The following is a 26,848-nucleotide window of genomic DNA, read 5'->3' as shown; positions in this document are numbered from 1 at the left end:
GCATCTCGACATGCTGATGGTGTGCCACCACCTCGACCCGTCGATCCCCGAGGACGTGGCCTTCGCCGAGAGCCGCATCCGCAAGGAGACCATCGCCGCCGAGGACATCCTGCACGACCTGGGCGCGCTCTCGATCATCTCGTCCGACAGCCAGGCCATGGGCCGCGTCGGCGAGGTGCTGATCCGCACCTGGCAGACCGCCGACAAGATGAAGACGCAGCGCGGCCCCCTGGCCGGCGACGGCCCCGCCGACAACGCCCGGGTGAAGCGCTACATCGCCAAGGTCACCATCAACCCCGCCATCGCCCACGGCCTGTCCACCCACATCGGCAGCGTCGAGGTGGGGAAACGCGCCGATCTCGTGCTCTGGAACCCGGCCTTCTTCGGCGTGAAGCCCGACCTCGTGCTGCTGGGCGGGACTATCGCCGCCGCGCCGATGGGCGACCCCAACGCCTCGATCCCGACGCCCCAGCCGGTCCACTACCGGCCGATGTTCGGCGCCTTCGGGCGCAGCCTGACGCGCTCGTCGGTGACCTTCACCTCCAAGCTGGCCCTGGAGCGCGGCCTGCCCCAGCGCCTGGGCCTGGAGAAGGAGCTGGTGGCCGTCGACAACACCCGTGGCGGCGTCGGCAAGGCCGCCATGGTCCACAATTCGGCCACGCCGGTCATCGAGGTCGATCCCGAGACCTACGAGGTCCGCGCCGACGGCGAACTGCTCACCTGCGAGCCCGCCGAGGTCCTGCCCATGGCCCAGAGGTACTTTCTGTTCTGATGGACGCGATCATCCCTTCTCCGTCATGGCCGGGCCTGTCCCGGCCACCCAGAAGCGCCGACGCCGCAGGCCTGCCGACGGCGCCCCCACGGGCTGACCGGCGCGGTCCATGCGTCTGGATGGCCGGGACGCGCCCGGCCATGACGTGGTGAGCGGAGGATCGGGGTCGCCATGAACACCATCACCGACATCCTGCCCGCCGGGGCCTGGAGCGGACCCGCCGCCGACACGGTGAGCCTCGACTACGACGGCCGCCACCGCCGGCGCATCGTGCTGACCGGCGCGTCGGGCGCGGAATATCTGCTCGACCTCGCCGAGGCCACGCACCTGCGCGACGGCGACGGCCTCGTCCTGCCGCACGGCGGGGTGCTGCAGGTGCTGGCCCGACCCGAACCGCTGCTGGAGGTGCGGGCGCACGCGCCGGCCGACCTCGTCCGCCTGGCCTGGCACATCGGCAACCGCCACCTCGCCGCCCAGGTGTTCGCCGACCGCATCCTGATCCGCCGCGACCACGTCATCGCCCATATGCTGGAGCACCAGGGCGCCTTCGTCGCCGAGGTGGAGGCCCCCTTCGATCCCGAGGGCGGCGCCTATCACGGCCACGACCACGGCCACGACCAGGGCGAGCACGCCCATGCCCACTGAGGCCCGCCTGCTCAAGCTTTTCACCTGGCTGTCGCCGGCCTTCCCGGTCGGGTCCTTCGGCTATTCGCACGGCCTTGAGACGGCGGTGCGCGAAGGCGCCGTCGCCGACGCCGGGGACCTCTCCCGCTGGATCGCGGCCTTGCTCCAGCACGGCTCGGCCTGGACCGACGCCGTGCTCGCCCGCGCGGCTTGGACCGCCGTCACCGCCGAGGACTACGCCGCCCTCGACGAGGTGGCCGAGCTGGCCGAGGCCCTGGCGCCCTCGGCCGAACGCCGTCGCGAAACCCTGGCCCAGGGCGAGGCCTTCCTGACCGCCATAGCGGCCTGGGCGCCGCCGCCGATCCTCAAGTGCGCCTATCCGGTGGCCGTGGGCGCGGCGGCTGGGGCGGCGGGCATCCCGCTGCAACCGGCGCTCGTCGCCTGGCTGCACGCCTTCGCCTCGAACCTGGTCGGCGCGGGGGTCCGCCTCGTTCCGCTCGGTCAGACCGACGCGGTCGCCATCATCGCCGGGCTGGAAGGGGTGATCCTCAAGGTCGCCGAACGCGCCACGGCCTCCACCCTCGACGACCTTGGAAGCTGCACCATCCTCTCCGACGTGGCGGCCATGCGCCATGAGACCCTCAACGGCAGGCTGTTCATCTCATGAGCCCCCACGGACCCCTGCGCGTCGGCATCGGCGGCCCGGTCGGATCGGGCAAGACCACCCTGGTGGAGAAGCTCTGCAAGGCCATGCGCGACCGCTGGTCGATCGCCGTCGTCACCAACGACATCTACACCCAGGAAGACGCCCTGATCCTCAACAGGCTCCAGGCCCTGCCCGAAGACCGCATCCTGGGCGTCGAGACCGGCGGCTGCCCGCACACCGCCATCCGCGAGGACGCCTCGCTCAACCTCGCCGCCATCGCCGAGATGAACCGCCGCTTTCCCGATCTGGACGTGATCTTCATCGAGAGCGGCGGCGACAACCTGGCGGCCACCTTCAGCCCCGACCTCGCCGACCTCACCCTCTATGTCGTCAGCGTCTGCCAGGGCGAGAAGATCCCCAGGAAGGGCGGCCCGGCCATCACCCGCTCGGACCTGCTGATCATCAACAAGACCGACCTCGCCCCCCACGTCGGCGCCGACCTCGCCGTCATGGACCGCGACGCGGCGACGGCTCGCGGCGAGCGCCCCTACGTCTTCACCGACCTGACCCGGCTCCAGGGCGTCGACGAGGTGGCGGCCTTCGTCGCCAAGGCGGGCGGCCTCATCGCGCCGCCGTCCCGAACAGCCGCAGCCGGCTGACCCCGCCGTCGGGATAGATGTTGAGCCGCACGTAGCGCACCGGCCCCAGCGCGTTCAGCTCCTCGCGGAACGTGTGGATGTGGTCGGCCGCCAGCTTCACCTCGGGCAGCAGCACCGGCCAGCCTTCCGACTGCTCGCCGATCTGGTCCGGCGTCCCGTGCGCCCGCGCCGTCGCCTGGAGCGAGCAGCGGTCGGGGTAGTTGCCCTTGAAGTGCGCGGTGTCGACGACGACCTCCTCGATCCGCCCGAAGGTCCCCAGCTCCAGCACCGCCCAGTCGTGGCCCGGCTCGCGCCGCCGCCGCGTCTCCCAGCCGTCGCCCATGTCGACGCCCCGGCCGGGCGCGGTCAGGTTCTCCACCCGGCCGAAGTGCTCGTCGTTGGCGATGATCCCACGGCCGCCCCAGCCCATGGCCAGCAGGTCGACCACCTCCTCGGCGCCCACCTTCGCCCAGTCGGGATCGACCCGGCCCCAGACGCGCAGCCGCGCCACGCCGCCGTCGGGGAAGATGTGCAGCTTCACGTGGGTCACCGGCCCGGCGAGGTCGGTGGCGACATAGATCCGGTCGTTCCCCTTCAGCTCCAGCCGGTCGGTGGCCGCGACCCAGCCGGCGTCGTCGCCGGGAACCTCGTCGTCCGAGCGGCACACCTCGATGAGCGCGCCGGGCGGATAGTTGCCCGTGAAGTGCCGCGTATCGATCTCGAAGCCCGCGATCACCCCCGGGACGCCCAGCTTCACGATCGCCCAGTCGTGCCCGGCCACGCGCTTGCGGCGGCTCTCCCAGCCGTCCATCCACTTGCCGTTGTCGTCGTACTTGCCGGGGATGAACACCGGCTCGGCCGGCGCGATCAGGCGCGCCTTGTCGGCGAAGAAGTCGTCGGTGGCGAACACCACCTCCGAACCCAGCCGCGGCTGGGCGAGGTCCACATACTGGCGGCGCAGATCGTCGAGCATGACGGCGTTTTACGCGCGGCCCGCGGCCGCCTCCAGTGTTCCCGTCATCCCGGCCAAGGCCCGAAGGGCCGCCGAGCCGGGATCCAGCCGCACGGCGGTGAAGCCGCGGTCCGGCGGTCGTCGAGGTCTGAGCGGCTGGGTCCCGGCTCTCCGCTGCGCTACGGCCGGGATGACATCAGGAGAAAAGCTCCGCGATCCGGAAGCCCGCGATCCGGTGGATCTGGGCGATGGCCGTCTCGAACTCGGTCTCCGGGTCGTTCCCCAGCCGGGCTTCGAAGGCGGCCAGGATGTCGGCGCGGGTCATCCCCTTTACGGCCACGATGAAGGGAAAGCCGAAGCGGGCGTTGTAGGCGCCGTTCAGCCGCTGGAAGGCCGCGAACTCCTCGGGGCTGCACGCGTCCAGCCCGGCGCCCGCCTGCTCCTTCACCGAGGCGTCGGCCATCCTCGCGCGGCTCGCCAGTTCGGGATGCGCCCGGATCAGCGCCAGCTTGGCCTCGCGCGGCGCGGCGTCGACCACCGCCGCCATGGCCGCCGCCAGCCCGGCCGCGTCGCCTGGCGGGTCCGGCCAAACGCCCTCCGCCGCCCAGGGCGAATGTTCATAGACCCCGCCGAACCGGGCGAGGAACTCGTCGCGGGTCATGCCCTTTCCCTTCCCTTCATGGGGAGGGCGACTCGCGAAGCGAGCGGGGTGGGGCGGGCCGCACCGCCAGCCCTCTCCCGACCCTCTCCCTCTCGCTTCGCGGCGGAGAGGAGATCGCCGCGCAGAGCCCCGCTCACGCCGGAACCTTCGCGAACGCCTCGCCGAAGAACCGCACCACGTTGTCCCGCGCCGCCCCCGCCGCCTTGGGGTCGAACTCGAAGCGCACCGGCCCGCCCTTGCCGTTGTGGGCGTAGGGGTCCTCGATGGTCTTGGCCGGCAGGTCGCGGTCGAAGGCGTGGGTCGCGCCCTCATGGACCACCAGCGTCACGCGGCCGCGCGTGGCCGGGTCCAGCCCGCCCAGGAAGGCGTCACAGACCTCGGGCGTGTCGTAGGCGTCGGCCCCGCCCGCCTGGATCAGCACCGGCGCGCCGGTCAGGTCGGCGAACTCATGGCCCGGTGCGCGGTTGTAGCTCCACAGCACCGGATAGAAGGCCGCGTGCGCCACGAACCCCAGGCCCGGTTCGGCCAGGACTTCGGCGTAGCGCCTCGTCGCCGACAGCACGCTGACCACCCCGCCCCAGGAGAAGCCCATGATGGCGATGCGCCGGGGGTCCACCTCGGGCTGCTTCGCCAGGAACGACAGCGCCGCGAAGGCGTCGGGCAGGGTCTCGGGCACCGTCTTCGGCCGCCCCACCGCCCCGCGCACCGTCCCGCGCGCCGCCCACATGTCGAGCTCCAGCGTCGACCAGCCCGCGGCCCGTAGCGCCTGAGCATGGAACTGGCCGCGGCCGTCGACCCCGTCAGAGCCATGGCAGATCAGCACCGCCGGCGTCCGCGCCGGGTCCTGGCCGGGTTCAGTCAGCGGCACATCCAGGCGGCCGGCGACGGTCAGGGGCGTCTCGGCCCGCGTCTCGAAGGCGACATAGCAGGTGCGGAAATCCATCGCTCAACCCTTGTACGGATGCCACTCGCGCCAGTGGCGGGCGATGTCGACCCGACGGCAGAACCAGACGTCCTGGTGGTCCAGCGCATAGCGGATGAACCGCTCCAGCCCCGCCATCTTCCCGGGGCGCCCCACGATGCGGCAGTGCAGGCCCACGCTCATCATCTTCGGCCGCTCGGCGCCCTCGGCGTAGAGCACGTCGAAGGCGTCCTTCAGGTAAGAGAAGAACTGCTCGCCGGTGTTCAGCCCCGTGCCGGAAAAGCGCATGTCGTTGGCTTCCAGGGTGTAGGGCACGATCAGGTGCGGTCGCCCCGAGACCCGCGTCCAGAACGGCAGGTCGTCGGAATAGTCGTCGGCGTCGTAGAGGAAGCCGCCGTCGTCGGCCGCCAGCCGCCGGGTGTTGGGGCTGGTGCGACCCGTGTACCAGCCCAGGGGCCGCTCGCCGGTGAGCCGCTTGTGGATGTCGATGGCGCGGATCATGTGCTCGCGCTCCACCCGCTCGGGCACGTCCTGGTAGTTGATCCACCGCCAGCCGTGGCTGGCGATCTCGTGGCCGCCCGCCAGCATGGCCTCCACCGCCGCGGGGTTCCGCTCCATCGCCATGGCGACGCCGAACACGGTCACCGGCGTCCCGTAGCGCTCGAACAGCCGCAGCAGCCGCCACACCCCTGCCCGGCTGCCGTACTCGTAGATCTGCTCCATGCTCATGTGCCGCGCGCCGATCACCGGCGCGGGATTGATCATGTCGGAGAGGAAGGTTTCGGCGCCGGCGTCGCCGTGCAGCACCGAGTTCTCGCCGCCCTCCTCGTAGTTCAGCACCATCTGGATCGCGATCCGCGCCCCGCCGGGCCAGTCGGCGTGCGGCGGGTCCTTGCCGTAGCCGATCAGGTCGCGCGGATAGGTGGGCTCGGGCATGGATGACCGCTTGCGGGGCGTTGTGCAGGACGCACCGTCGCAATCTCGGGCGACAGTTGCAATTCCGACCCTCAAGGCCGATTCTGGTCGGCCGACCACGGATCACTTGATGAGCGGCCTCACCACCCACGTCCTCGACACCATGCACGGCCAGCCGGCCGCGGGCGTGGCGCTCAGGCTCTCCCGCGACGGCCAGGTCCTGGCCTCGGCGGTGACCAATCTCGACGGGCGCTGCGACCGGCCGCTGCTGGACGGCGCGGCCCTGACCCCGGGCGTCTACCGGCTGGAATTCGAGGTGGGCGAGTACTTCCGCGATCTTGGCGTGGCCCTGCCCCGGCCCGCCTTCCTCGAGACGGTGGCGATCGACTTCGGCGTGGCGGACGCGAACGCCCACTACCACGTCCCCCTGCTGGTCAGCCCCTACGCCTACTCCACCTACCGGGGGAGCTGAGATGGGCCGGCCCATCCGATTCCTGCTGGACGGCGAGGTCCGCGAGCTGCCCGCCGACATCGACCCCACGCTGACCGTGCTCAACCTGCTGCGCTACCACCTGCGCCGGACGGGCACGAAGGAGGGCTGCGCCGAGGGCGACTGCGGCGCCTGCACCGTGGTGCTGGGCGAACCGGCGGATGGCGGCGTGCGGTTCCGGGCGGTGAACGCCTGCATCCTCTTCGCGCCCATGCTGGACGGCAAAGCCCTGTTCACCGTCGAGAGCCTGGGCCGCGAGGGCGCGCTGCATCCGGTGCAGCGGGCGATGGTCGACGCCCACGGCTCCCAATGCGGCTTCTGCACGCCGGGGTTCGTGATGAGCCTCTACGCCGCCCAGCGCTCGGGCGCGCCCACCGACCCGGACAGCCTGAAGGACGCGCTGGCGGGCAACCTCTGCCGCTGCACGGGCTACGGGCCGATCCTCGCCGCCGGCGCGGCCATGGGCGCCGATCCGCAGGGCGCCGACCTCCCGGCGCTGGCCGAGGCCCTGGCCGCCATCCGGCCGCGCGAAAGCCTGGCGGTCGAGCACAAGGGCCGCCGCTTCCTCGCCCCGCGCAGTGCCGACGAATTGGCCGCCGCTCTGGAGGCCCATCCCGACGCCGTGGTGCTGGCCGGCGGCACCGACGTCGGCCTGTGGGTCACCAAGCAGCATCGCGAGTTGGCGACCCTCGTCTCGCTGAACGAGGCCGCCGACCTGAACGCCATCGACGATCTGGGCGGCGCCATCCGCATCGGCGCCGGTGTCCGCTATGCCGACGCCCACCCGGCGCTGGCCGCCCTCCATCCGGCCTTCGACGGATTGCTGCGCCGCCTGGGCGGGCTGCAGGTGCGCAACCTGGGCACGGTCTGCGGCAACATCGCCAACGGCTCGCCGATCGGCGACATGCCCCCGGCCCTGATCGCCGCCGGCGCCACGCTCGTCCTGCGCAAGGGCGCCACACGCCGCGAGCTGCCCCTGGAGGCCTACTTCCTCGCCTACGGAAAGCAGGACCGCCAGCCGGGCGAGTTCGTCGAGGCGGTGATCGTCCCCAAGCCGGCGGCGGATCGCGTGTTCCACCTCGCCAAGCTCTCCAAGCGCTTCGACCAGGACATCTCCGCCGTCTGCCTCGGCCTCTCGGTCGGTCTCGACGGCGGCCGCGTGACCGACGCCCGCATCGCCTTCGGCGGCATGGCCGCCACACCCAAGCGAGCGGCGGCCGTCGAGGCCGCGCTGGTCGGCAAGCCCTGGACCCGCAAGGCGGTGGCCGCCGCCGTGGCCGCCCTCGTCCACGACTTCACCCCCATCGACGACATGCGCGCCTCGGCCGCCTACCGCCTGGAGGCCGCCCGCAACCTCATCGTCCGCGCCTGCCTCGAAACCACCGGCGAACCCACCCTCCGAGCCGCCGAGGCGGTGGCGATATGACCTCCTTCACCTCCCCCACGGCGTCATCCCGGTTTCGCGGAACGCGAAGGCCGGGACCCATGAGCTCCGACCGCTTCAAGCAATCCCGCGGCGGCGACGCCCTGAGCGTTCTCCTGATTCATCACGCATGGGTCCCCGTCTTCGGCGGAGCCTGTCTTCGGGCCGGGCATCGGCCGGTCCCGGGGGCCGAAACCGGGATGACACACGATGCCTGACGCCGGCGACCTCGCCCGCCTGAAGTCGGCGCTGCACGCGCCGGTGGGCCACGACAGCGCCCCGCGCCACGTGAGCGGCGAGGCGCTCTACATCGACGATATTCCCGAACCGCCGGGCCTCACCCACATCGCCGTCGGCCAGAGCCAGCGCGCGCACGCCCGCGTCGTCCGCCTCGACCTCGCCGCCGTCCGCGCCGCACCTGGGGTAGTGGCGGTGCTCACGCCATCGGACGTGCCCGGCAAGAACGACATCAGCCCCTTCGCCGGGGACGACCCGATGTTCGCCGAGGGCGTCGTCAGCTTCGTGGGCCAGCCGCTGTTCGCGGTGGTCGGCGAGACGCTGCCCAAGGCCCGCGCCGCCGCCGCCCTGGCCGTGGTCGAGTACGAAGACCTCACGGCGCTGACCACCATCGCCGCCGCCCGCGGCGCCGACGCCAGCATCGAGCCTCTCCAGACCATGACGCTGGGCGACGCCCGCGCCGCCATCGCCGCCGCGCCGCACAGCGTCGAGGGCCGGCTCGGCGTCGGCGGCCAAGAGCACTTCTACCTCGAAGGCCAGGTGGCCCTGGTGGTCCCGGGCGAGGGCGGCGACCTGCATGTCTGGACCTCCACCCAGCATCCCAGCGAGACCCAGCACGTCATCGCCCGCACGCTCGGCTGCCCTGACGCGGCGATCACGGTGGAGGTGCGCCGCATGGGCGGCGGCTTCGGCGGCAAGGAGACCCAGTCGGTCCAGTGGGCGGCCATGGCGGCGCTGGCGGCGGTGAAGACGCGGCGTCCCGCCAAGATCCGCCTCGACCGCGACGACGACATGGTCATGACCGGCAAGCGGCACGACTTCGAGATCGGCTGGCAGGTCGGCTTCGACGGCGAGGGCCGGCTGGCCGGCGCGGCTTTCGACTTCGCCTCGCGCTGCGGCTTCTCCGCCGATCTCAGCCACGCGATCAACGACCGGGCGATGTTCCACGCCGACAACGCCTACTGCCTCCAGGCCGCCGAGATCGTCTCGCGCCGCCTGCGCACCCACACCGTTTCCAACACCGCCTTCCGCGGCTTCGGCGGGCCGCAGGGGATGATGGCGATCGAGCGCGCCTTGGACGCCGCCGCCTGGAGCCTGGGCAAGGACCCGCTGGATGTGCGGCTGGCCAACCTCTACGGCGTCTCGGGCGACCAGACGCCTTATGGCCAGGTCGTCACCGACAGCGTCGCCTTCGAGCTGATGACCGAACTGGCGGGGTCCTGCGGCTACCGCGCCCGCCGCGCCGCCATCGCCGCCGAGAATGCGAAGCCCGGCCACCTGAAACGCGGCCTCGCGCTGACGCCGGTGAAGTTCGGCATCTCCTTCACCACCAAGCACCTCAACCAGGCCGGCGCCCTGGTCCACCTCTACACCGACGGCTCGATCCTGCTGAACCACGGCGGGACCGAGATGGGCCAGGGGCTCAACATCAAGGTGGCCCAGGTGGTCGCCGACGCCTTCCAGGTCCCGCTCGACGTCGTGCGGATCACCTCGACGCGCACCGACAAGGTGCCCAACACCTCGGCCACCGCGGCCTCGTCGGGCAGCGATCTCAACGGCATGGCGGCCCTGGTCGCCTGCGAGCAGATCAAGGACCGGCTCGCCGCCTTCGCTCGCGAGGCTTTCGGCGTCGAGCCCGTCTACACCCTGGAGGGCGTGCGCCTGGGCGAGCGCGTCCTGTCGCTCAAGGACTTCGCGAACCAGGCCTATCTGGAGCGGATCTCGCTCTCGGCCGCCGGCTACTACCGCACGCCCGACATCCACTACGACCGCGCCGCCCACAAGGGTCGGCCCTTCTACTACTACGCCTATGGCGCGGCCTGCTCCGAGGTGGTGGTCGACACCCTGACCGGCGAGAACCGGGTGCTGCGCGTCGACATCCTCCACGACGTCGGCCGCTCGCTGAACCCGGCCATCGACCTCGGCCAGATCGAGGGCGGCTTCATCCAGGGCATGGGCTGGCTCACCACCGAGGAGCTGGTCTTCGACGCGCAGGGCCGACTGTGCACCCACGCGCCATCCACCTACAAGATTCCAACCGCCGGCGACCGGCCGCCGGTCTTCAACGTGGCCATCTGGGAGCGCGGCGAGAACCGCGAGGCCACGATCCACCGTTCCAAGGCCGTGGGCGAGCCGCCGCTGATGCTGGCGATCTCGGTGTTCTCGGCCCTGACCGACGCCGTCGCCGCGGTGGGCGGCCATGCGGTGGTCCCGACCCTCGACGCCCCGGCGACGCCGGAGGCGATCCTGAAGGCCGTGAACGACGTCCGCGCGAGGACCGGCGATGCCTGAGTGGATCGGCGAGGCCCTGGCGTCGGTGCGCCGCGACGAGCCCCTGGCCATGGTCACGGTCGTCGGGGTGCGGGGCTCCGCGCCGCGCGAGGAGGGCGCACGCATGCTGGTGTGGCCGGACCGCTTCACCGGCACCATCGGCGGCGGCTCGCTGGAGCGCCAGGGCCTCGACCAAGCCCGCCGGCTGCTGGATCAGTCCGCACGCGGCTACGCCCTTCAGGACTACCCCCTGGGCCCGATGCTGGGCCAGTGCTGCGGCGGCCACGTCCGCCTGCTGGTCGAGCGCCTGGATGCAGCCGCCCTCGACTGGCTGGAGCCCGCCGCCCGGGCCCGAAGCCCCTTCCGTCTGCAAGTCCGTCTCGAAGACGGCGGATTCCGCCGCCTCCTGCGCCCCTCGCACGACGAGCGCGCCGACAGCCCGAAAACCCCCATCGCCGAGGTCCGAACCCTGTCCGAGCTCATCCGCCCCACCCTGCCCCGGCTGGCCATCTTCGGCGCGGGACACGTCGGCCAGGCGGTCGCCCGCGCCGCCACCCCGCTCCCCTTCCAGCTCGACTGGCTGGCCAGCCGCGAGGACCTGCGTCCCGAGGCCAGCGGCACGCGCGCGACCATCATGTCCGAGGACGAGCTGGAGGAGGCCGTCGAGGCGGCGCCCGAAGGCACGCTGGTGGCCATCTTCACCCACAGCCACGACCTGGACTACCGGCTGGCCAAGGCGGCGCTGCGCAACCCCGGCCTGGCGTACGTCGGCCTGATCGGCTCGCGCACCAAGCGGGCCCGCTTCGACAGCCGCCTGCGCGACGATGGGCTGAGCGACGCCGACCTCGCTCGCCTCACCTGCCCGATCGGCGTCCCGACTCTCAAGGGCAAGGAGCCGGCGGTCATCGCCGTATCGATCATGGCCCAGTTGCTCGAACTGACCCAGGACCAGCCCGAGTGATCGCCAACGTCGAAGCCTGGGCCAACCTGGCGATCCGCTGGCTGCACCTCGTCGCCGGCATCGCCTGGATCGGGTCGTCGTTCTACTTCATGTGGCTCGACAGCCACCTGAAGCCGGGCGCCGAACGCCGCGAAGGCGTGGCCGGCGAGCTCTGGAGCGTCCACTCGGGCGGCTTCTACCGGCAGATCAAGTTCATGGTGGCCCCGGCCGAGATGCCGGACGAGCTGCACTGGTTCAAATGGGAGGCCTACACCACCTGGATCTCGGGCTTCCTGCTGCTGGGCCTGATCTTCTACGTCGGCGCCGACCTCAACCTGATCGACAAATCCAAGGTCGCCTTCGCCCCTTGGCAGGCGGTCGGTGTCGGCCTCGGGACGCTCGTCGCCGGCTGGATCGTCTACGACGGCCTCTGCCGTTCGCCGATCGGTCAGAACCTGCGGCTGTTCGCGGTCGTCTGGTTCGGCGTGCTGACCGCCGCCGCCTACGGCCTCACCCGCATCTTCTCCGACCTCGGCGCCTTCATGCACGTCGGCGCGATCATCGGCACGGTGATGGCCGCCAACGTGTTCATGATCATCATCCCCAACCAGCGGAAGGTGGTGGCCCAGGTCCTGGCGGGCGAAGCGCCCGACCCCTCGCTCGGCAAGCAGGCCAAGCAGCGCAGCGTCCACAACAACTACATGACGCTCCCGGTGCTGTTCATCATGATCAGCAACCACTACCCGATGATCTTCGCCGCCCCGCTGAACTGGCTGTGGCTGGCGGGGCTGGGGATCGCGGGCTGGACCATCCGCCACTTCTTCAACCTGAAGAACGCCGGCCGCTTCGAGCCGCAGGTCCTGGTCTACGGCGCACTGGCCTTCGTGACGGTCGCGGTGCTGAACGAGACCGCCCGACCCAAGCCGCCGACGGTCGCCGAGGTTCCGGCCTACGCCGAGGTCCGCGCCATCGTCGACCGGCATTGCGTGATGTGCCATGCGGCGCACCCGACGCACAAAGGCGTGCCGGTGGCCCCCAACGGCGCCATGTTCGACACGGCGGAAGGGCTGCAGCAGCGCGCCGACAAGATCTACGAGCGGGCGGTGGCCTCGACCTCCATGCCCCAGGGCAACGAGACCGGCATGACCGACGAGGAGCGCGCCAAGCTGGGCGCCTGGATCAAGGCCGGCGCGAAGGTGACCCCGTGAGGCGCATCGTCCCCGAGCCCCTGACCGCCGAGGCCTTCGCCCCGTTCGGGGACGTGATCGAGGCCAGCGAAGACGCCGAGGTCATGCCGATCAACTACGGCTGGACCACCCGCTACAACGCGCTCAGCGACGTGGCGGTCGGCGACGGCCACGCGATCATCAGCCTGTTCCGGTCCAAGCCGCTGGCGCCGCTGGTGCTGAAGATCTTCGAGCGCCACCCGCTGGGCAGCCAGGCCTTCATGCCGCTGAGCGGGCGCCCGTTCCTGGTGGCCGTGGCGCCGCAGGGCGCATTCGACGCCCGGCTCGTGCGGGTGTTCCACGCCGCGCCCGGCCAGGGCGTGAACTACGCCAAGGGGGTCTGGCACCACTTCCTGCTCGCGCTGGAGGCCGAGAGCGACTTCCTGGTGGTCGACCGCGAGGGGCCGGGCGAGAACCTCGACGAGATCGAGCTTTCCGAGGCCGACTGGATCGAAGTCCAGGCATGACCCGCCGGGCCTACCGCGCCGCCATCGCCCACATGCTGGACGACCCCAGCCGCGCGCCCGCGGAGGAGGCCTGCGCCTATCACCCCGATGGCCTGCTGCTGGTGGAAGATGGCCACATGGCGGCCTGCGGCGCCTGGGCCGACCTCGCTCCCGGCCTCGGCGACGACGTCGAGATGGTGGAGCTGCCAGGCCGGCTGATCACGCCGGGCTTCGTCGACGCCCACGTCCACTATCCGCAGACCGACGTCATGGCCGCCTGGGGAACCCGGCTGCTCGACTGGCTGCACACCTACACCTTCCCCGCCGAGCAGGCCTTCGCCGACCGGGCGCACGCCGATGCGGCCGCCGCCTTCTTCCTCGACCAGCTCCTGGCCAACGGCACGACCAGCGCGCTCGTGTTCTGCACGGTCCACAAGGCCTCGGCCGACGCCCTGTTCGAGGCGGCGCTGGCCTGCAACATGCGCCTGACCGCCGGCAAGGTGCTGATGGACCGCGGCGCGCCCGAGGGCCTGACCGACACCGTCGAGACCGGCCGCGCCGACACCGAAGCGCTGATCCGCGCCTGGCGCGGGCGCGGGCGGCTGGGCTACGCGATCACGCCGCGCTTCGCGGTCACCTCCACCGACGCCCAGCTCGCCATGGCGGGCGAGGTGGCCGCGGCCCATCCCGACGTGCTGATCCACACCCACATGTCGGAGAACCCGGAGGAGATCGCCGCGGTGGGCGAGCTGTTCCCCGACGCGCGCGACTATCTCGACGTCTACGCCCGCCACGGCCTCGTCGGGCCGCGCTCGGTCTTCGCCCACTGTGTCCATTCCGACGAGGACGCGCTGCGCCGGATGGCGGCGGCGGGCGCCTCGGCGGCCTTCTGCCCCTCGTCCAACCTGCTGCTGGGCAGCGGCCTGTTCTCGCTGAAGCAGGCCTGCGGATGCGGCGTGAACACGGCGCTCGGCACCGACGTGGGCGGGGGCGGCAGCTTCTCCCTGCTGCAGATGATGGCCGAGGCCTACAAGGTGGGCCAGCTGCGCGGCGACAACCTGAACCCGCTGCACGCCTTCTACCTCGCCACCCTGGCCGGCGCCCGAGCGCTGCACATCGACGACAAGGTCGGCGACTTCGCTGTCGGCAAGGAGGCCGACTTCGTGGTGCTGGACCTGGCCGCGACCCCGCTCCTGGCCCGCCGCACAGCCCAGGCGCGGACCCTCGCCGAGCTGCTGTTCATCCTGTCGGTCCTGGGCGACGACCGCACCGTGGAGCGCACCTATCTGATGGGCCGCCTCGCCCATGCGCGCGACACATAGCTTCCGACCGTCATTCCAGGCCTTGTGCCTGGAATCCCTCTCGCGACGTCCCGGTCCGAGGTGATCGCCCACCGATCGGGCACCGGCGCGAGGGATCCTCGCCACAAGGGCGAGGATGACGGGCTTGGCGACCACTCGCCTCTTGCCCAGCCAGGCCGACGCCGCCGACTATCGCCCGGCTGGTTCCTGGGGGAGTGCGCTTGGCCCGACTGCTTGTCCTGATCGCGCTGCTGCTCGCGCCCCTGCCGGCGCTGGCCGACGCCAGGCCGATTCCGATCAAGGTGGTGGTGCTGACCGCCTTCGAGGTGGGCGCCGACACCGGCGACCGCCCGGGCGAGTTCCAGGCATGGGTGGAGCGCTACCCTCTGACCGAGACCATGACCGTGCCGGGCATCGTCCGCCCGGTTCGGCTATCGAAGGACGGCGTGCTCGGCGTGGTGATGGGCGAGTGGGGCCGCGCCCGGGGCTCGATCGCCTCGCTGGTCGCCGACCCTCGCTTCGACCTGACCAAGGCCTACTGGATCATGGCCGGCATCGCGGGCGTGGACCCCAGGGCCGGATCGATCGGCAGCGCCGCCTGGGCCGACTGGGTGGTGGACGGCGATCCGCTGTTCGAGCTCGACGACCGCGAGGCGCCCGCCGACTGGCCCTGGGGCCTCTACGCCTTCGGCGCCGACGCGCCGGGCAAGAAGGGCCGCGCCGACGATTTCAGCGGCATGGTCTGGCGGCTCGATCCCGGCCTCGTCCGCTGGGCCTACGGCCTGACGAAAGACATCTCGCTCCCCGATAACCCTCAGCTCGCCGCCGATCGCGCGAAGTTCTCGACCGAGGCGGCGGCGCAGACCCCGCCGCGCGTGTTCGTCGGAACGAGCCTGGCTTCGGTCCGCTTCTGGCACGGCTACCGCCGCACCGAGTGGGCGCGGGCGTGGGTGAAGACCTGGACCGACGATCAGGGCACGTTCGCCATGTCGGCCGGCGAGGAGCAGGCGATCCTCGACACCCTCACCGTCAACGCGCCCGGCGGACGCGTCGACCCGCGCCGCGTCCTCGTGCTGCGCACGGCCAGCAACTACACTCGCGAGGGCGACGGCGAGCCCCAGCCCGTGCGCTTCGCCCCCGGCGGCGCCGAGGCCGGCTTCGAGGCCGCCTGGCGGGTGGGATCGCCTGTCGTGAGGGCCCTGGTCGCCGGCTGGCCGCAGTACGCCGACCACCTGCCGCAGGCCGCGCCATGAGCTTCCTCGAACGCACCTTCAAGCTCTCCGAGCGTGGGACCAGCGTCCCGACCGAAGTGCTCGCCGGGGCGACCACCTTCCTGACGATGGCCTACATCGTCCTGGTCAACCCTTCGATCCTCAGCGTCACCGGCATGCCCGTGGCGGGCGTGGCGGCGGCGACCTGCCTGGCGGCCGGCGTCGGCTGTCTCCTGATGGGCTTCCTGGCCAACTATCCGATCGCGCTGGCGCCCGGCATGGGGCTCAACGCCTATTTCGCCTTCACGGTGGTCAAGGGCATGGGCGTGCCGTGGGAGACGGCCCTGGGGCTGGTCTTCATCTCGGGCGTGCTGTTCGTGGTGCTGACCGTGGCCGGCGTGCGCCAACTGATCGTCAGCGCCATTCCGCGGGCGCTGTTCTCGGCCATCTCGGCCGGCATCGGCCTTTTCATCGCCTTCATCGGCCTGCGGGGCGCGGGCCTGGTGGTCGGCAACGAGGCGACGCTGGTGGGCCTGGGCGACATCCACTCGCCGACCGTTGCGCTGGGGCTGCTGGGCCTGGCGATCCTCTCGGTGCTGCTGGCGCTGAAGGTGCGGGGCGCGATCTTCATCGGGATCGTGGCCACGGCGCTCCTGGGCTGGGCGCTCGGCCTCGCCCAGTGGTCGCCCCAGCCCTACCGCCTCGACGAGATGACCGGCACGGCCTTCCAGCTCGACATCCCCGCCGCGCTCGGTATCGGCGGCCACGGCTTCGGACTGGCCCTGCTGGAAATCCTGTTCGTCTTCCTGTTCGTCGACCTGTTCGACAACGTCGGCACGCTGGTGGCCGTCAGCAAGCGAGCGGGGCTCGTGCAGCCCGACGGGACGATCCCGCGGCTGAACCGCATCCTGTTCGCCGACGCCTCGGCCACGATCGTCGGGTCGCTCGCCGGCACCTCGACCGTCGTCAGCTATATCGAGAGCGCCTCGGGCGTCTCGGCCGGCGGCCGCACGGGCCTGACCGCCGTGGTGACCGGGCTGATGTTCCTGGCCACCCTGTTCGTCGCGCCCTGGGCCGGGGTGATCCCGGCCGCCGCCACGGCCCCGGCGCTGATCCTGGTGGGCGGGATGATGATGCACCCCCTGACCGAGATCGACTGGGACGATCCCGTCGTGGCGATCCCGGCCTTCCTGACCCTGATCGCCATTCCGCTGACCTTCTCCATCGCCAACGGCCTGGCCTTCGGCGTGATGGCCTATGCGTTGCTGAAGATCGCGACGCGGCGGTTGGAACGGGGCGACTGGCTGCTGCTCGGCCTGGCGGCGCTGTTCGTCGTTCGCTTCGTCTATATGGCCTTCGAGGCCTGAAGGGCGAGGAGCTCTCGACTAGGGGTTTAGCGGCTGCATATATCGCGCATGGTTCGAGATCGCGCGATTCTTCTGGCGTGGCTGGATGCGGTCACGCCCTGGATGTTCCTGTTCGCAGCTCTCACCACCTGCTTGGCGCTCGTCTACGTCACGCCACCGTTCCAAGCGGCCGACGAGACCACCCACCTGATCCGCGCCGACATGCTGACCTTCGGGCCCGGTGGCTTCGCCTCACAGGCCGGACCCAAGCCGCGGATCCTCGCGCGCACCCACGTCGCGATCATGGACGCCGATAACCCGTTCGAGCGAATCAAGTTCGACAACGGGGCGAAAGTCCGGGCGGCCGATTTCGACGACGCCAGGCGAGCCCACCTGGACGGCCGTATCGGCGCAGCATCGCCCGGTCTCGCCTTCAACCCGGTGTTCTATCTCCCGCCCGCAACCGCTGTCGCCTACGGCCGCCACTACGGCCGGCCCGTGCTGGAGACCCTCTATCTCGCGCGGCTGCTGAACGCCCTGGCCTCCATCGGCCTGGTGTTCGCCGCGCTGCGCCTCGCGAGGCGCCAGGGCCTCTTCGTCTACGCGATCCTCACCCTGCCGATGGCGATGGCGCTCTACGCCTCGGTCTCGCAGGACGGACCGATGTTCGGAACCGCCGCCCTCGGCGTGGCGATCCTGTCGCGGGCCATGTCGAATGACCGGCCGCTGCGGCGCCTGGAGTGTTGGGGCGCGGCCGCCTGCTTCGGCCTGATCGCGGCCGCCAAGCCGCCATACGTCCTTCTCATCCTGCTTCTCGCCGCGGCGCCGGCGAACGACCGCAGGAACAAGTGGGCCGCCATCGCGCTGGCAGTCGCCGCCGCCGGCGCATGGACGATCTCGACCTCGGCGACGGGCTGGGCCGCGACGCCGCCGCCCGGAAGCCTCGCCGACGCTGGCGCCCAGGCCCGCTTCCTGGCCGATCACCCGGCCGACTGGATTCCGATCCTGCTGAGGACGCTGTCCGTCCACACCAACTATCACGAGCAGTTCATCGGCATCCTCGGCTGGCTCGACACCCCGCTTCCACTGCGGTTCTACCCGACGGCCGAAGTCATCGTCGGCCTGGCGGCGCTAGGGTCCATCGCCATCGGCGGCAGGGGCTGGGGAGCCGTCCGCGCGGCGGCCCTGCCGGTCGCGCTCGTGACGATGGTCGCCGTGTTCCTGGCGCTGTACGCCGCGTGGAGCGACGTCGGCGGCTCGATAATCGAAGGCGTCCAGGGGCGGTACTTCTACCCGCCGATCCTGGCCCTGGTCCTGCTGGTCGCGGGATCGCGGAACGTGCTGGACGGCAATCCCGTCACGGGCTGGGCCCTCGTCGCGACCAAGGCCGCGGTGCTGGCGTTTCCCGTGGTCAGCTTCGTCGTGCTGCTCCACACGCTGCTGTGGCGCTACTACCTGGCCTGACACGCTGCGGGGTCCTCAGTGGGCCGCCTCGAACGCCTTCAGCAGCCGCTCGTAGCGCCACTGCTCGCGGGCCTTGTCGCTGGCGGCGATCAGGTCGGCGCAGGCGCCCTTCGGTTCGTCGCGCCCGATCTGGCCGGCGCAGGCCTTGGTCGGCTTGCGATAGACGTTCGGGTCCGCCCACAACCCCTCGCCCGACAGGAAGCTGAAGGCGATGGCGTTGCGCGCCGAGGTCCTGAGATCGTCATAGGTCGCCCCGTTGCGCACCGCCGCGGCGTAGTCTCCGGACAGGTCCGAGCGGGTGATGCCCGCGTCGTCGGTCGACAGGCTGACCGGCACGCCCTTCTTCCGCAGCCAGGCGTAGGGATGGTCCTTCGGATCGATCTCCAGGATCGACTGGTTCGACAGCAGGTTCACCTCCACGAGGATCCCCTTCTCCGCCATCTCCGCGGCCAGGCTGTCGGCGCCCGTCTCGCCGGCGATGTCGGTCCCGTGGCCGATGCGGCGGGCGCCTGCGATCCGCACGGCGTCGGCCACCCGGTGGCTGGCGGACTCCGGCGTCACGAGCTTGAGGGTGACCTCCCCGGCGTGCAGCGCCACCGGAACCTTGCGGCCGTGGTCGGTGAGCAGGTCCACGATCCGCATGTGCAGGCCGTAGTAGCGGGTGGCGTCGTAGCCGTCCTCGGGGGCCACGAGTTGCAGCCCCACCCAGCGCCTGTCGGCCAGCACGGTCGCCACGCCGAGCTGGAGCTGGGCCATGGTCTGTTCCGGCGGGCCCTGCCGGATGGCCTGGAAGAGGTAGCGGACGGTCACCTGGCAGCCCGGATGGGCCTGCGGCGTCCCGCACTGCATCATCTCGCGGGCGCGCGCCTCCATGGCGTCGGTGTCGGCGACCACGGCAGGGACGAGCTTCTCCAGGCCGGCGGCGCTCAGCGCGTCGCGCGTCGCCGCCGGATCGCCCTTCCAGCCCGCGCGGGCGCCCAGGCTACGCGAGGCGACGGCCTGCGGCGTCACCATCAGCTCGGCGTAGAAGGTGTTCTGCCGGGCCAGGGTGTCCATCGTGTCGGCCAGCGCGTCGCCGCCGCGCTTCGGCGAAGTCCCCCGCCGGCCGAAAGCTGAAAAGAACTGGTCGTGGCCCGAGCGGTCGCGGAAGCCGGGATGGCGCACCGTCAGGCTGTCGATCAGGGCCGAGCGCGAGGCCTCGTCGGCGACGACCTGGGAGGCCGGCTTCACCCCTTCGCCCGAGCAGGCGAAGCGGATGGCCAGCTCGGTCATGTCCACGCAGAGCCCATCCTCGACCGCCCAGTCGATCAGGGTCTCGGCGGGCGTTCCCCCGCCCAGGTGGTTGTGCAGCTCGCCGCCCTTGGGGAAGGCGTGCAGGAACGCCGAGAGTTCGGCCGCGCCCATCTTCGACAGGTCGGGGGGCGCGGCGGCGGCGGGACCGGCCAGGGCGGCGGCGGCCGCGAGGCCGAGGAGGAATCGCTTCATGGCCACAGAGCCCGCCCGAGCCGGCGTCTCCGGTCAAGTTCGGCGGTGGCGCCCGGCGCGGCTTTGTCGTTCTGTTGGCCCATGGAGACCGCCGACGAAGTGATCCGCCGCCTGCAGCTGAAGCCCCACCCGGAGGGCGGCTGGTATCGGGAGACCTGGCGCTCGGAGGCGGCCCTGCCCGACGGCCGGGCCGCCGGCACCTCGATCCTGTTCCTGCTCGAGGCCGGGCAGCGTTCGCACTGGCACCGCGTCGACGCCGAGGAGGTCTGGATCTTCCAGGGCGGGGCGGCGCTGAAGCTGATGACCGCCCTGCCCGGCGAAGCGACGGTGGAAACCCGGCTCGGGGCCGCCCCCGGCCAGAGCCCCCAGCACGTGGTGCGCGCCGGCGAGTGGCAGGCCGCCGAGGCCGACCGCGGCTGGACGCTGGTGGCCTGCGTCGTCGTCCCCGGCTTCCGGTTCGAGGGCTTCGAACTGGCGCCGTCCGACTGGGCGCCTCAGGCTAGATGAGCGCGAGGATGTAGGGCGCGACGAAGGCCACGAGGCTGCCGAACAGGCCGCCCAGCAGGACCCGGTAGGCGAAGCCCAGGTAGCGGTACTTCTTGAACGCGAGCACCCGGCCGTTCTGGTAGATGTCGTGTGCGAAGGTCTCGTACATGATCCGTGGCTCGGCGACCGCTTCGAGCAGCAGGTCGACGAACTGCGCCTCCGACAGCTGTGTGAACGAGCCGAAGAACAGCAGGTTGGCCGGGCCGTCGGGGCGCGGCGGCGTCTTGACCGACGGCAGCACCGCCATGATCGCCAGTACGGCCGCGGCGAAGGCCGAGGCGCCGAGCACCAGCAACGGCAGCGGCTTCTGGCCGGCGTGGGCCAGCGAGATGGTGACCGTGAAGATCACGAAGGTCGCCGCCAGCACCATATTGGCCTTCTGGTCGGCCATCTGGCTGAGCTGGTACTGGATCGTCTGTGTGGTGCGCAGCAGGTGCACGGCGTCGGACGAAAACGTGGTCCGGACGCTTCTTGTCTCCTCCGCAGTCATCTCCGCCCCCCTTTGCCTGTGTTCAGGTCTTGAAGCGCCCCTCGAACGCGAAACTGGCCACCGGATTGCGCGGGCTGGGGTGCTCGCGCGAGCGATAGGGCTCGTCCAGCGTCGCGGCGTCGGCCGGGCGGCCGACCACGATAGCCGCCTCCACGCAGTACTCCGCCTCCGACACGCCCAGCGTCTCGTAGGCCTTGGCGAGGTCGAAGCCCGCCATGCCATGGGCGGCCCAGCCCATGCGGCTGGCCTGCAGCGCCAGGTAGGCCCAGGCGGCGCCGGTGTCGAACGAATGGCTGCGCACCGGCATGGGCTCGGCGCCCTCCTTGCGGCGGAACCGGTCGGAGACGACGTAGATCAGCACCGAGGCGTTCTTCGCCCACGTCTGGTTGAACGGGATCAGCACGTCGAGCAGCTTGTCCCAGTCGGCGGTCCCCTTGTGGGCGTAGACGAAGCGCCAGGGCTGGCCGTTGAAGGCCGACGGCGCCCAGCGCGCCGCGTCGAACAGGCTCATCAGCACGTCGTAGGGCATCGCCTCGCCGGTGAAGGCCCGGGGCGACCAGCGCTCCAGGAACATCGGGTCGATGTCGAACTCGGCGGTGCGGTGGTTGGCGGCGACGGTCATCTCACTTCTTTCCGACATGGGCGATGGTGGCGATCTCGACCAGGAAGTCGGGCCGGACAAGGCCGCACTGGATGCAGAACCGCGCCGGCTTCTCGCCCGGGAAATACTCGGCGTAGACCTTGTTGATCGCGGCGTAGTCGGCCCAGTCCTTCAGGAAGATGTGGTTCATGGTGACGTCTTCCATCGTGCCGCCGGCGGTCTCGATCACCGACTTGATGGTCTCCAGCACCTGCCGCGTCTGGGCGGCCGCGTCGCCGACGTGGGCGACGTTGTTGTCCTTGTCGAAGGCCAGCGTGCCCGAGACGTAGACCACGCCGTCGGCGAGCGTACCAGGCGAGAAGGGCGCGATCGGCGTGCCGGTCCCCGGCGGTGTGATGACGGTCTTTGGCATGCTTGTTTCCTCAGGACGTGGGCGGGGCCTGGCCGATGGCCCCGCAGAAGTCGGCGGTGGTCGAGACCCAGCCGAAGAACTTCTCGACGTTGTAGACGCTGGCCTCCTGCAGGAAAGCGGGGCCGGCCTGGTGGGTGGCGTCCTCCAGCAGCACGCCGAAGTATTCCAGGTGATAGCCGTCGCGCAGGGTGCTCTCGACACAGACGTTGGTGGCGATGCCGCAGAAGGCGAGGTTCCTGATCCCGCGGGCCCGCAGCATCGAATCCAGCGCGGTGTTGAAGAAGGCCGAGTAGCGCGGCTTGGGGATCACGATGTCGCCCGGCTGCGGCTTCAGCCTGTCGACGAGATCGTAGTCCCAGCCGCCCTTGGCCAGCAGCTTGCCCTCCAGCTCGGGGCGGTCGCGCATGGTCTTCAGCGCGTTCGATTTCCACCAGTTGGGCGAGCCCGGCCCGCCGGCTTCCGCGTAGCCCGCGTCCCAGCCGTTCTGGAAGAACGCCACCGTCACGCCGGCCGCGCGCGCCGCCTCGACCGTGACGGCGATCTTCTCGATCACGGCCGCCGCGCCCTCGATGTCGAAGCCGGCGATATCCAGATAGCCGCCCGGCGAGGCGTAGGCGTTCTGCATGTCGACCACGAGCAGCGCCGTGGCCGCCGGGTCGATCGGCAGGTTCTCCGGCCGCGCCGGCAGGGTGACCGCGCCCTCGCGCGGGACGGTGGGCCTAGGCGGGCTGTGCGACATGGGCCCGGCTCTTCATCCTGGGTTGGACCTTCGTTCCGAAGTCCTCGACCCCCTTCACGAAGTCGTCGAAGACCAGCAGCACGCCGGCCGTGCCGGGCGTCTCGGCCACCTCGTCCAGCATCTTCGCCACCGAGGCGTACGAGCCGACCAGGGTGCCCATGTTGAGGTTCACCGCCGATTCCGGGGCGGCGAGCTGGGTGGTGTTGGTGTTGGAGGTGCCGCCCTGGGCGTTGGGCGCGGCCTGGTTGGTGAGCCAGGCGAGCGCGTCCTGGTCGGCCCCGTCGCGATAGAGCTTCCACTTGGCGAGCGCCGCCTCGTCGGTCTCGTCGGCGATGATCATGAAGAGGATGTAGCTGGCCACGTCGCGCCCGGTCTTGGCCTTGGCCGCCGCCAGCCGGTCGTTCACGGGCGAGAAGGCCGTCGGCGTGTTGGTCCCCTTGCCGAGCGCGAAGGAGTAGTCGGCGTACTGGGCGGTGAACGCCAGGCCCTCGTCGGACGAGCCGGCGCAGATGATCTTCACCCCGGGCGTCGGCTTCGGGCTCACCCGGCAATCGTGCATCTCGAAGTACTTGCCCTTGAAGTCGGAGACGCCGGTCTCCATCAGGCCCTTCAGCACCGTCGCGTACTCGGCGAGATAGTTGTAGCGGTCGCGGTAGTGGCCCTCGCCCGGCCACAGGCCCATCTGGTCGTATTCGGCCTTCTGCCAGCCGGTGATCAGGTTGATGCCGAACCGGCCGGGGGCGATGGAATCGATCGTCGAGGCCATCCGCGCCACGATCGCCGGCGGCGTGGTGAGCGTGGCGGCGGTCGCGAAGATCTTGATCCTGTCGGTGACGGCCGCCAGCCCCGCCATCAGGGTGAAGCTCTCCAGGTTGTGCTCCCAGAATTCGGTCTTCCCGCCGAAGCCACGCAGCTTGATCATCGAGAGCGCGAAGTCGAAGCCGTGGCGTTCGGCCGCCTGCACCACCTGCTTGTTGAGCTCGAAGGTGGGCATGTACTGCGGCGACGTCTCCGAGATGAGCCAGCCGTTGTTGCCGATCGGGATGAAGACGCCGATGTCCATGGAAACCAGAACCCCCTAAGTCCGGCCGGCCAGTTGGCGCCGGGCGTTCGTCCAGCGCAAGCCCGCGCCGCGCCTCGGGCCCTTTCGATGCGGCGGATGATGCCTTTTCGGCATGAGCGCGGCGGAGGCGTCCCGGCTACCCCATGAGCCGACCGAAGTCCGGTCGCGTCGCAACGGCGGCGGCTCAGGGAGGACGCCCACTTTGACAACGAGAACAAAGACCCTGCGGGCCCTCGCCGTTGCGACGCTGGTCGCGCTGGGGCCTGTGGCGGTCTCCGGCCCGGCGGCCGCCGCGCCCGCGGTCTACACGCCACCTTTCAGCAAGCTCGCGCTCGGCGGCCACGACCCCGTCAGCTATTTCGACGGCGGCCCCGTGAAGGGCGACGCTCGTTTCACCACCACCCTCGACGGCGTCCAGTACCGCTTCGCCACGGCCGCGAACCTCGCCCGGTTCAAGGCGGACCCCAAGGCGTTCCTGCCGCAGTACGGCGGCTACTGCGCCTGGGCCGTCTCGCGGGGCTACACCGCCAAGGGCGACCCGCTCACCTGGAAGATCGTGGACGGCAAGCTCTACGTGAACTTCGACCGCGAGGTTCAGAAGCGCTGGGCCGCCGATATCCCCGCAAACATCTCCAAGGCCGACAAGAACTGGCCGCAGGTGCTCAAATGACCCTCATCTCCCGCATCCGCGGGCTGGTTCCGCAGGGACTGGCCCTCTTCATGGCGGCCGTCTTCCTGGACAGCCTCCGCTACAAGTTCACCGACCATCCCAAGACCCAGGTGATCTTCGGCCGGCTCGACGGCTGGACCAGCACCCTGGGCCTGCCCGGGCTGTTCGCGCACACGGGACTGTTTTCGCAATATGTCATCGGCTCGATCGAGCTCTTGGCCTCCACGCTGCTGATCGTCGGCATGGCGCCGCGCCTGCGGCACCTGCAGGCGGCCGGCGCCCTGGCGGGCCTGCTGGTCATGGCCGGCGCCGTCAGCTTCCACCTGTTCACCCCGCTGGGCGTCGATCCCAACAACGACGGCGGCGGGCTGTTCGTCGCGGCGTGCATCAACCTGGCCGCCGCGCTCGCCATGCTGACCGTGTTCCGCCGCCGCGAGTTCGAGGACTTCGCCGGCCGCGTCGCCGCCATCTTCGCGCCCGCACGGCCATGAGCGACACGCCATGGACATCCGACTTCTCGGTCCGCGGGGGGATCGTCCGGGTCAAGAAGACCGGGGCGGCGATCCCGCTCGACCGCGCGCTGGCCTCGGAGGCGGCGACCTGGTTCGGCCTCTTCCTGGCGATCCAGGCCAAGGCCCTGCTGAACCGTCTCGCGCCGCCCGGCCCCAGCGTCTGGTTTGCGCCCGACCGGCCGCGACCCTGGTATCTCGTCTGGGCCGCCGCGGCCTGGAACGGGGTCAGGATCGCCCGTTCGCCGGAAGAGGCGACGGCCTCGTTCTACTTCGAGGACTCCACCTGGGCTGCGCCCCCGGCCCCAAGGCATTCGCGCGCCTTCAACTTCGACTGCGCCGATATCGCCAAGAGCCGGGTCGCCGAGGTCTTTGAGCAGGTCTTCGGCTATCCACTGACCCTGGATCCCGAGACCGGCTGCGGCCTGGCGGTGGAGAAAGGCGAAGCCAACGGCGTCCACGACGGCCGCATCGTGCAGCTTCCCGTGCGCCCCCGGCCCGGCCGGACCTACCAGCGCCTCATCGACAACATCGAGGATGGCCTGGCGGTGGACCTACGCACCCCGTTCGTCGGCGGCAGGCCGGTGGTCGTGTTCCTCAAGCGCCGTCCCGCCGCGGACCGGTTCGCCAACCACAACTGCGCCGTCGAGATGGCGCGGCCCGAACAGGTCTTCTCGCCGGCCGAGATCGACAGGCTGTCGGAGTTCACCCGCGCCATGCGCCTCGACTGGGGCGGCCTCGACATCCTGCGCGATCGCGCGTCGGGCCGGCTCTATGTGGTCGACGTCAACAAGACCGACATGGGGCCGCCCATCGCCCTGCCCTTCATCCAGAAGCTGGTCGCCGTGGCCCGCATGGGCCGCGCGCTGCGCCGGCTGGTCGACGGCTGAGGCGTCATGCGCCGCATCCCCTGAAACCATGCGCTCCCGGCATTTCAGTTCGTATCCGCCGCCGAGCACCTTGAAGCCGTAAACGCGGACGTCCCGGTCCGCCGCAGACAAGGAAGTTCCCGGACCATGACCCTGACCGCCGACCAGACCGCCGCCGTCCTGCAACGCCCGCTCGCCGGCCGCGTCGCCATCGTCACGGGCTCGACCAGCGGCATCGGCCTCGGCATCGCCGAAAGCCTGGCGGGCCAGGGCGCCGACATCATCCTGAACGGCTTCGGCGATCCGGCCGAGATCGAGCGCACGCGCGACACCCTGGCCAGCCTGCACGGCGTGCAGGTGGCCTATTCGCCCGCCGACCTCTCCATGCCCGAGAAGATCGCGGAGATGGCGGCCTTCGCCCGTGACGTGCTGGGCCCCATCGACATCCTGGTGAACAACGCGGGCATCCAGCACGTGGCGCCCATCGCCGAGTTCCCGACCGCCAAGTGGGACGCGATCCTGGCGGTGAACCTCTCGTCGGCCTTCCACGCCATCAAGGCCGTGCTGCCCGAGATGGTCGAGCGCGGTTACGGCCGGATCGTCAACATCGCCTCGGCGCACGGCCTTGTGGCCTCGCCCTTCAAGTCGGCCTACGTCGCCGCCAAGCACGGGGTGCTGGGCCTGACCAAGACCATCGCGCTGGAGACCGCCCGCCAGGGCGTGACCTGCAACGCCATCTGCCCGGGCTATGTCTGGACGCCGCTGGTCGAGAAGCAGATCGCCGACCAGGCCAAGGCCCACAACCTGACCGCCGAGCAGGTCATTACCGACGTGCTGCTCACCGCCCAGCCCAACCGCAAGTTCGCCACGGTCGAGGAGATCGGCGCGCTCACCGCCTTTCTCTGCAGCGAGCACGGCGCGTCGATCACCGGCGCCGCCCTGCCGGTCGACGGCGGCTGGACCGCCCACTGACGCCGCC

General features: G+C 70.8%; 29 protein-coding genes. 19 read left to right on the top strand and 10 right to left on the bottom strand.

Going from position 1 to position 26,848, the window contains the following annotated elements; genetic code table 11:
• The 4 genes from GC203_RS09335 to ureG all read left to right on the top strand — a co-directional run.
• On the top strand, window positions 1-772 hold a 772-nt coding region (locus GC203_RS09335), incomplete at its 5' end, for an urease subunit alpha (protein ID WP_293453599.1).
• A gap of 171 nt (window positions 773-943) precedes the next feature.
• Window positions 944-1,417, top strand: coding sequence for an urease accessory protein UreE (locus GC203_RS09330; RefSeq protein ID WP_293453597.1), 474 nt, complete (start codon window positions 944-946; stop codon window positions 1,415-1,417).
• Window positions 1,407-2,063, top strand: coding sequence for an urease accessory protein UreF (locus GC203_RS09325; RefSeq protein ID WP_293453596.1), 657 nt, complete (start codon window positions 1,407-1,409; stop codon window positions 2,061-2,063). The genes GC203_RS09330 and GC203_RS09325 overlap by 11 nt, the downstream gene beginning before the upstream one ends.
• Entirely contained in the window at window positions 2,060-2,701 is a 642-nt protein-coding gene (gene ureG, locus GC203_RS09320; protein WP_293453595.1) for an urease accessory protein UreG, read from the top strand. Before GC203_RS09325 ends, ureG begins: the two co-directional genes overlap by 4 nt.
• Here ureG and alc read toward each other — a convergent pair.
• The 4 genes from alc to puuE all read right to left on the bottom strand — a co-directional run bounded on the left by alc (window position 2,664) and on the right by puuE (window position 6,151).
• Window positions 2,664-3,653 (bottom strand): allantoicase, encoded by a 990-nt coding sequence (alc, locus tag GC203_RS09315; RefSeq protein WP_293453593.1) that lies wholly within the window; start codon window positions 3,651-3,653, stop codon window positions 2,664-2,666. The genes ureG and alc overlap by 38 nt on opposite strands.
• A 175-nt stretch (window positions 3,654-3,828) precedes the next feature.
• Entirely contained in the window at window positions 3,829-4,293 is a 465-nt protein-coding gene (uraD, locus tag GC203_RS09310) for a 2-oxo-4-hydroxy-4-carboxy-5-ureidoimidazoline decarboxylase (RefSeq protein WP_293453591.1), read from the bottom strand.
• 133 nt (window positions 4,294-4,426) lie between these two features.
• On the bottom strand, window positions 4,427-5,236 hold the full coding sequence (locus GC203_RS09305) for a dienelactone hydrolase family protein (RefSeq protein WP_293453589.1): 810 nt from the start codon (window positions 5,234-5,236) through the stop codon (window positions 4,427-4,429).
• 3 nt (window positions 5,237-5,239) lie between these two features.
• The gene (gene puuE, locus GC203_RS09300) at window positions 5,240-6,151 is read right to left on the bottom strand and encodes an allantoinase PuuE (RefSeq protein WP_293453587.1); all 912 of its coding nucleotides are present in this window, start codon (window positions 6,149-6,151) and stop codon (window positions 5,240-5,242) included.
• 109 nt (window positions 6,152-6,260) lie between these two features.
• Here puuE and uraH point away from each other — a divergent pair, with 109 nt between their 5' ends.
• The 10 genes from uraH (at window position 6,261) to GC203_RS09250 (ending at window position 18,485) form a co-directional block, all read left to right on the top strand.
• Window positions 6,261-6,602, top strand: coding sequence for a hydroxyisourate hydrolase (gene uraH / locus GC203_RS09295; RefSeq protein ID WP_293453585.1), 342 nt, complete (start codon window positions 6,261-6,263; stop codon window positions 6,600-6,602).
• Window position 6,603: 1 nt separating this feature from the next.
• A complete protein-coding gene (gene xdhA, locus GC203_RS09290; RefSeq protein ID WP_293453583.1) occupies window positions 6,604-8,046 on the top strand; it encodes a xanthine dehydrogenase small subunit in 1,443 nt (480 codons plus the stop codon).
• 207 nt (window positions 8,047-8,253) lie between these two features.
• On the top strand, window positions 8,254-10,572 hold the full coding sequence (xdhB, locus tag GC203_RS09285) for a xanthine dehydrogenase molybdopterin binding subunit (protein ID WP_293453581.1): 2,319 nt from the start codon (window positions 8,254-8,256) through the stop codon (window positions 10,570-10,572).
• Window positions 10,565-11,512, top strand: coding sequence for a xanthine dehydrogenase accessory protein XdhC (gene xdhC, locus GC203_RS09280; RefSeq protein WP_293453579.1), 948 nt, complete (start codon window positions 10,565-10,567; stop codon window positions 11,510-11,512). The genes xdhB and xdhC overlap by 8 nt, the downstream gene beginning before the upstream one ends.
• Window positions 11,509-12,699, top strand: a complete 1,191-nt coding sequence (locus GC203_RS09275; protein WP_293453577.1) for a urate hydroxylase PuuD — start codon at window positions 11,509-11,511, stop codon at window positions 12,697-12,699. Before xdhC ends, GC203_RS09275 begins: the two co-directional genes overlap by 4 nt.
• On the top strand, window positions 12,696-13,184 hold the full coding sequence (locus GC203_RS09270; protein WP_293453575.1) for an ureidoglycolate lyase: 489 nt from the start codon (window positions 12,696-12,698) through the stop codon (window positions 13,182-13,184). The genes GC203_RS09275 and GC203_RS09270 overlap by 4 nt, the downstream gene beginning before the upstream one ends.
• Window positions 13,181-14,485 carry a guanine deaminase gene (gene guaD, locus GC203_RS09265; protein WP_293453574.1) on the top strand — a complete coding sequence of 435 codons (1,305 nt, stop codon included), beginning with the start codon at window positions 13,181-13,183 and terminating at the stop codon, window positions 14,483-14,485. The genes GC203_RS09270 and guaD overlap by 4 nt, the downstream gene beginning before the upstream one ends.
• 194 nt (window positions 14,486-14,679) lie before the next feature.
• A complete protein-coding gene (locus tag GC203_RS09260; RefSeq protein ID WP_293453572.1) occupies window positions 14,680-15,717 on the top strand; it encodes a purine nucleoside permease in 1,038 nt (345 codons plus the stop codon).
• Window positions 15,714-17,042, top strand: a complete 1,329-nt coding sequence (locus GC203_RS09255) for an NCS2 family permease (RefSeq protein ID WP_293453570.1) — start codon at window positions 15,714-15,716, stop codon at window positions 17,040-17,042. Before GC203_RS09260 ends, GC203_RS09255 begins: the two co-directional genes overlap by 4 nt.
• 48 nt (window positions 17,043-17,090) lie before the next feature.
• On the top strand, window positions 17,091-18,485 hold the full coding sequence (locus tag GC203_RS09250; protein WP_293453568.1) for a DUF2142 domain-containing protein: 1,395 nt from the start codon (window positions 17,091-17,093) through the stop codon (window positions 18,483-18,485).
• Between the two features lie 15 nt (window positions 18,486-18,500).
• Here GC203_RS09250 and GC203_RS09245 read toward each other — a convergent pair whose 3' ends face one another.
• A complete protein-coding gene (locus GC203_RS09245; RefSeq protein WP_293453566.1) occupies window positions 18,501-19,970 on the bottom strand; it encodes an adenosine deaminase in 1,470 nt (489 codons plus the stop codon).
• A gap of 81 nt (window positions 19,971-20,051) precedes the next feature.
• Here GC203_RS09245 and GC203_RS09240 point away from each other — a divergent pair, with 81 nt between their 5' ends.
• Window positions 20,052-20,477, top strand: coding sequence for a cupin domain-containing protein (locus GC203_RS09240; RefSeq protein WP_293453564.1), 426 nt, complete (start codon window positions 20,052-20,054; stop codon window positions 20,475-20,477).
• Here GC203_RS09240 and GC203_RS09235 read toward each other — a convergent pair.
• The 5 genes from GC203_RS09235 to rutA are packed head-to-tail and all read right to left on the bottom strand — an operon-like array spanning window position 20,470 to window position 23,821.
• Window positions 20,470-21,006 carry a Pycsar system effector family protein gene (locus GC203_RS09235; protein WP_293453562.1) on the bottom strand — a complete coding sequence of 179 codons (537 nt, stop codon included), beginning with the start codon at window positions 21,004-21,006 and terminating at the stop codon, window positions 20,470-20,472. The two genes, GC203_RS09240 and GC203_RS09235, sit on opposite strands and share 8 nt — an antisense overlap.
• Before the next feature lie 22 nt (window positions 21,007-21,028).
• Window positions 21,029-21,628, bottom strand: coding sequence for a nitroreductase family protein (locus GC203_RS09230; RefSeq protein WP_293453560.1), 600 nt, complete (start codon window positions 21,626-21,628; stop codon window positions 21,029-21,031).
• A 1-nt stretch (window position 21,629) separates the two neighbouring features.
• A complete protein-coding gene (gene rutC / locus GC203_RS09225; RefSeq protein ID WP_293453558.1) occupies window positions 21,630-22,019 on the bottom strand; it encodes a pyrimidine utilization protein C in 390 nt (129 codons plus the stop codon).
• A 10-nt stretch (window positions 22,020-22,029) separates the two neighbouring features.
• On the bottom strand, window positions 22,030-22,758 hold the full coding sequence (rutB, locus tag GC203_RS09220; protein ID WP_293453557.1) for a pyrimidine utilization protein B: 729 nt from the start codon (window positions 22,756-22,758) through the stop codon (window positions 22,030-22,032).
• Window positions 22,739-23,821, bottom strand: a complete 1,083-nt coding sequence (gene rutA / locus GC203_RS09215) for a pyrimidine utilization protein A (protein ID WP_293453556.1) — start codon at window positions 23,819-23,821, stop codon at window positions 22,739-22,741. The genes rutB and rutA overlap by 20 nt, the downstream gene beginning before the upstream one ends.
• A 202-nt stretch (window positions 23,822-24,023) precedes the next feature.
• Between rutA and GC203_RS09210 the strand changes: the two genes are divergently transcribed.
• From GC203_RS09210 to GC203_RS09195, 4 genes are all read left to right on the top strand, one after another.
• A complete protein-coding gene (locus GC203_RS09210) occupies window positions 24,024-24,491 on the top strand; it encodes a YHS domain-containing (seleno)protein (RefSeq protein WP_293453554.1) in 468 nt (155 codons plus the stop codon).
• Window positions 24,488-24,982, top strand: a complete 495-nt coding sequence (locus tag GC203_RS09205; protein WP_293453552.1) for a hypothetical protein — start codon at window positions 24,488-24,490, stop codon at window positions 24,980-24,982. The genes GC203_RS09210 and GC203_RS09205 overlap by 4 nt, the downstream gene beginning before the upstream one ends.
• Window positions 24,979-25,890: a hypothetical protein gene (locus GC203_RS09200; protein ID WP_293453550.1), complete on the top strand. Its 912-nt coding sequence runs from the start codon at window positions 24,979-24,981 to the stop codon at window positions 25,888-25,890. The genes GC203_RS09205 and GC203_RS09200 overlap by 4 nt, the downstream gene beginning before the upstream one ends.
• Before the next feature lie 126 nt (window positions 25,891-26,016).
• Window positions 26,017-26,841: a 3-hydroxybutyrate dehydrogenase gene (locus GC203_RS09195; RefSeq protein WP_293453548.1), complete on the top strand. Its 825-nt coding sequence runs from the start codon at window positions 26,017-26,019 to the stop codon at window positions 26,839-26,841.
• Window positions 26,842-26,848 lie beyond the last annotated feature (7 nt).

This window comes from Phenylobacterium sp. (assembly GCF_016124325.1).
In the GTDB taxonomy this organism is placed as follows: domain Bacteria; phylum Pseudomonadota; class Alphaproteobacteria; order Caulobacterales; family Caulobacteraceae; genus Phenylobacterium.
The sequence above is the reverse complement of the archived record's forward strand: the minus strand, read 5'-3'. Positions and strand labels throughout refer to the sequence as shown.

Excerpts from the sequence above, each read along its gene's own strand:
- xdhA (WP_293453583.1), top strand. The coding sequence starts at position 6,604 with ATGGGCCGGCCCATCCGATTCCTGCTGGACGGCGAGGTCCGCGAGCTG.
- GC203_RS09255 (WP_293453570.1), top strand. The coding sequence starts at position 15,714 with ATGAGCTTCCTCGAACGCACCTTCAAGCTCTCCGAGCGTGGGACCAGC.
- GC203_RS09195 (WP_293453548.1), top strand. The coding sequence starts at position 26,017 with ATGACCCTGACCGCCGACCAGACCGCCGCCGTCCTGCAACGCCCGCTC.
- uraH (WP_293453585.1), top strand. The coding sequence starts at position 6,261 with ATGAGCGGCCTCACCACCCACGTCCTCGACACCATGCACGGCCAGCCG.
- GC203_RS09240 (WP_293453564.1), top strand. The coding sequence starts at position 20,052 with ATGGAGACCGCCGACGAAGTGATCCGCCGCCTGCAGCTGAAGCCCCAC.
- GC203_RS09230 (WP_293453560.1), bottom strand. The coding sequence starts at position 21,628 with ATGACCGTCGCCGCCAACCACCGCACCGCCGAGTTCGACATCGACCCG.
- GC203_RS09200 (WP_293453550.1), top strand. The coding sequence starts at position 24,979 with ATGAGCGACACGCCATGGACATCCGACTTCTCGGTCCGCGGGGGGATC.
- GC203_RS09205 (WP_293453552.1), top strand. The coding sequence starts at position 24,488 with ATGACCCTCATCTCCCGCATCCGCGGGCTGGTTCCGCAGGGACTGGCC.
- guaD (WP_293453574.1), top strand. The coding sequence starts at position 13,181 with ATGACCCGCCGGGCCTACCGCGCCGCCATCGCCCACATGCTGGACGAC.
- ureG (WP_293453595.1), top strand. The coding sequence starts at position 2,060 with ATGAGCCCCCACGGACCCCTGCGCGTCGGCATCGGCGGCCCGGTCGGA.
- xdhB (WP_293453581.1), top strand. The coding sequence starts at position 8,254 with ATGCCTGACGCCGGCGACCTCGCCCGCCTGAAGTCGGCGCTGCACGCG.
- GC203_RS09305 (WP_293453589.1), bottom strand. The coding sequence starts at position 5,236 with ATGGATTTCCGCACCTGCTATGTCGCCTTCGAGACGCGGGCCGAGACG.
- GC203_RS09250 (WP_293453568.1), top strand. The coding sequence starts at position 17,091 with ATGGTTCGAGATCGCGCGATTCTTCTGGCGTGGCTGGATGCGGTCACG.
- rutB (WP_293453557.1), bottom strand. The coding sequence starts at position 22,758 with ATGTCGCACAGCCCGCCTAGGCCCACCGTCCCGCGCGAGGGCGCGGTC.
- GC203_RS09330 (WP_293453597.1), top strand. The coding sequence starts at position 944 with ATGAACACCATCACCGACATCCTGCCCGCCGGGGCCTGGAGCGGACCC.
- rutA (WP_293453556.1), bottom strand. The coding sequence starts at position 23,821 with ATGGACATCGGCGTCTTCATCCCGATCGGCAACAACGGCTGGCTCATC.
- GC203_RS09325 (WP_293453596.1), top strand. The coding sequence starts at position 1,407 with ATGCCCACTGAGGCCCGCCTGCTCAAGCTTTTCACCTGGCTGTCGCCG.
- uraD (WP_293453591.1), bottom strand. The coding sequence starts at position 4,293 with ATGACCCGCGACGAGTTCCTCGCCCGGTTCGGCGGGGTCTATGAACAT.
- GC203_RS09245 (WP_293453566.1), bottom strand. The coding sequence starts at position 19,970 with ATGAAGCGATTCCTCCTCGGCCTCGCGGCCGCCGCCGCCCTGGCCGGT.
- alc (WP_293453593.1), bottom strand. The coding sequence starts at position 3,653 with ATGCTCGACGATCTGCGCCGCCAGTATGTGGACCTCGCCCAGCCGCGG.
- puuE (WP_293453587.1), bottom strand. The coding sequence starts at position 6,151 with ATGCCCGAGCCCACCTATCCGCGCGACCTGATCGGCTACGGCAAGGAC.
- rutC (WP_293453558.1), bottom strand. The coding sequence starts at position 22,019 with ATGCCAAAGACCGTCATCACACCGCCGGGGACCGGCACGCCGATCGCG.
- GC203_RS09235 (WP_293453562.1), bottom strand. The coding sequence starts at position 21,006 with ATGACTGCGGAGGAGACAAGAAGCGTCCGGACCACGTTTTCGTCCGAC.
- xdhC (WP_293453579.1), top strand. The coding sequence starts at position 10,565 with ATGCCTGAGTGGATCGGCGAGGCCCTGGCGTCGGTGCGCCGCGACGAG.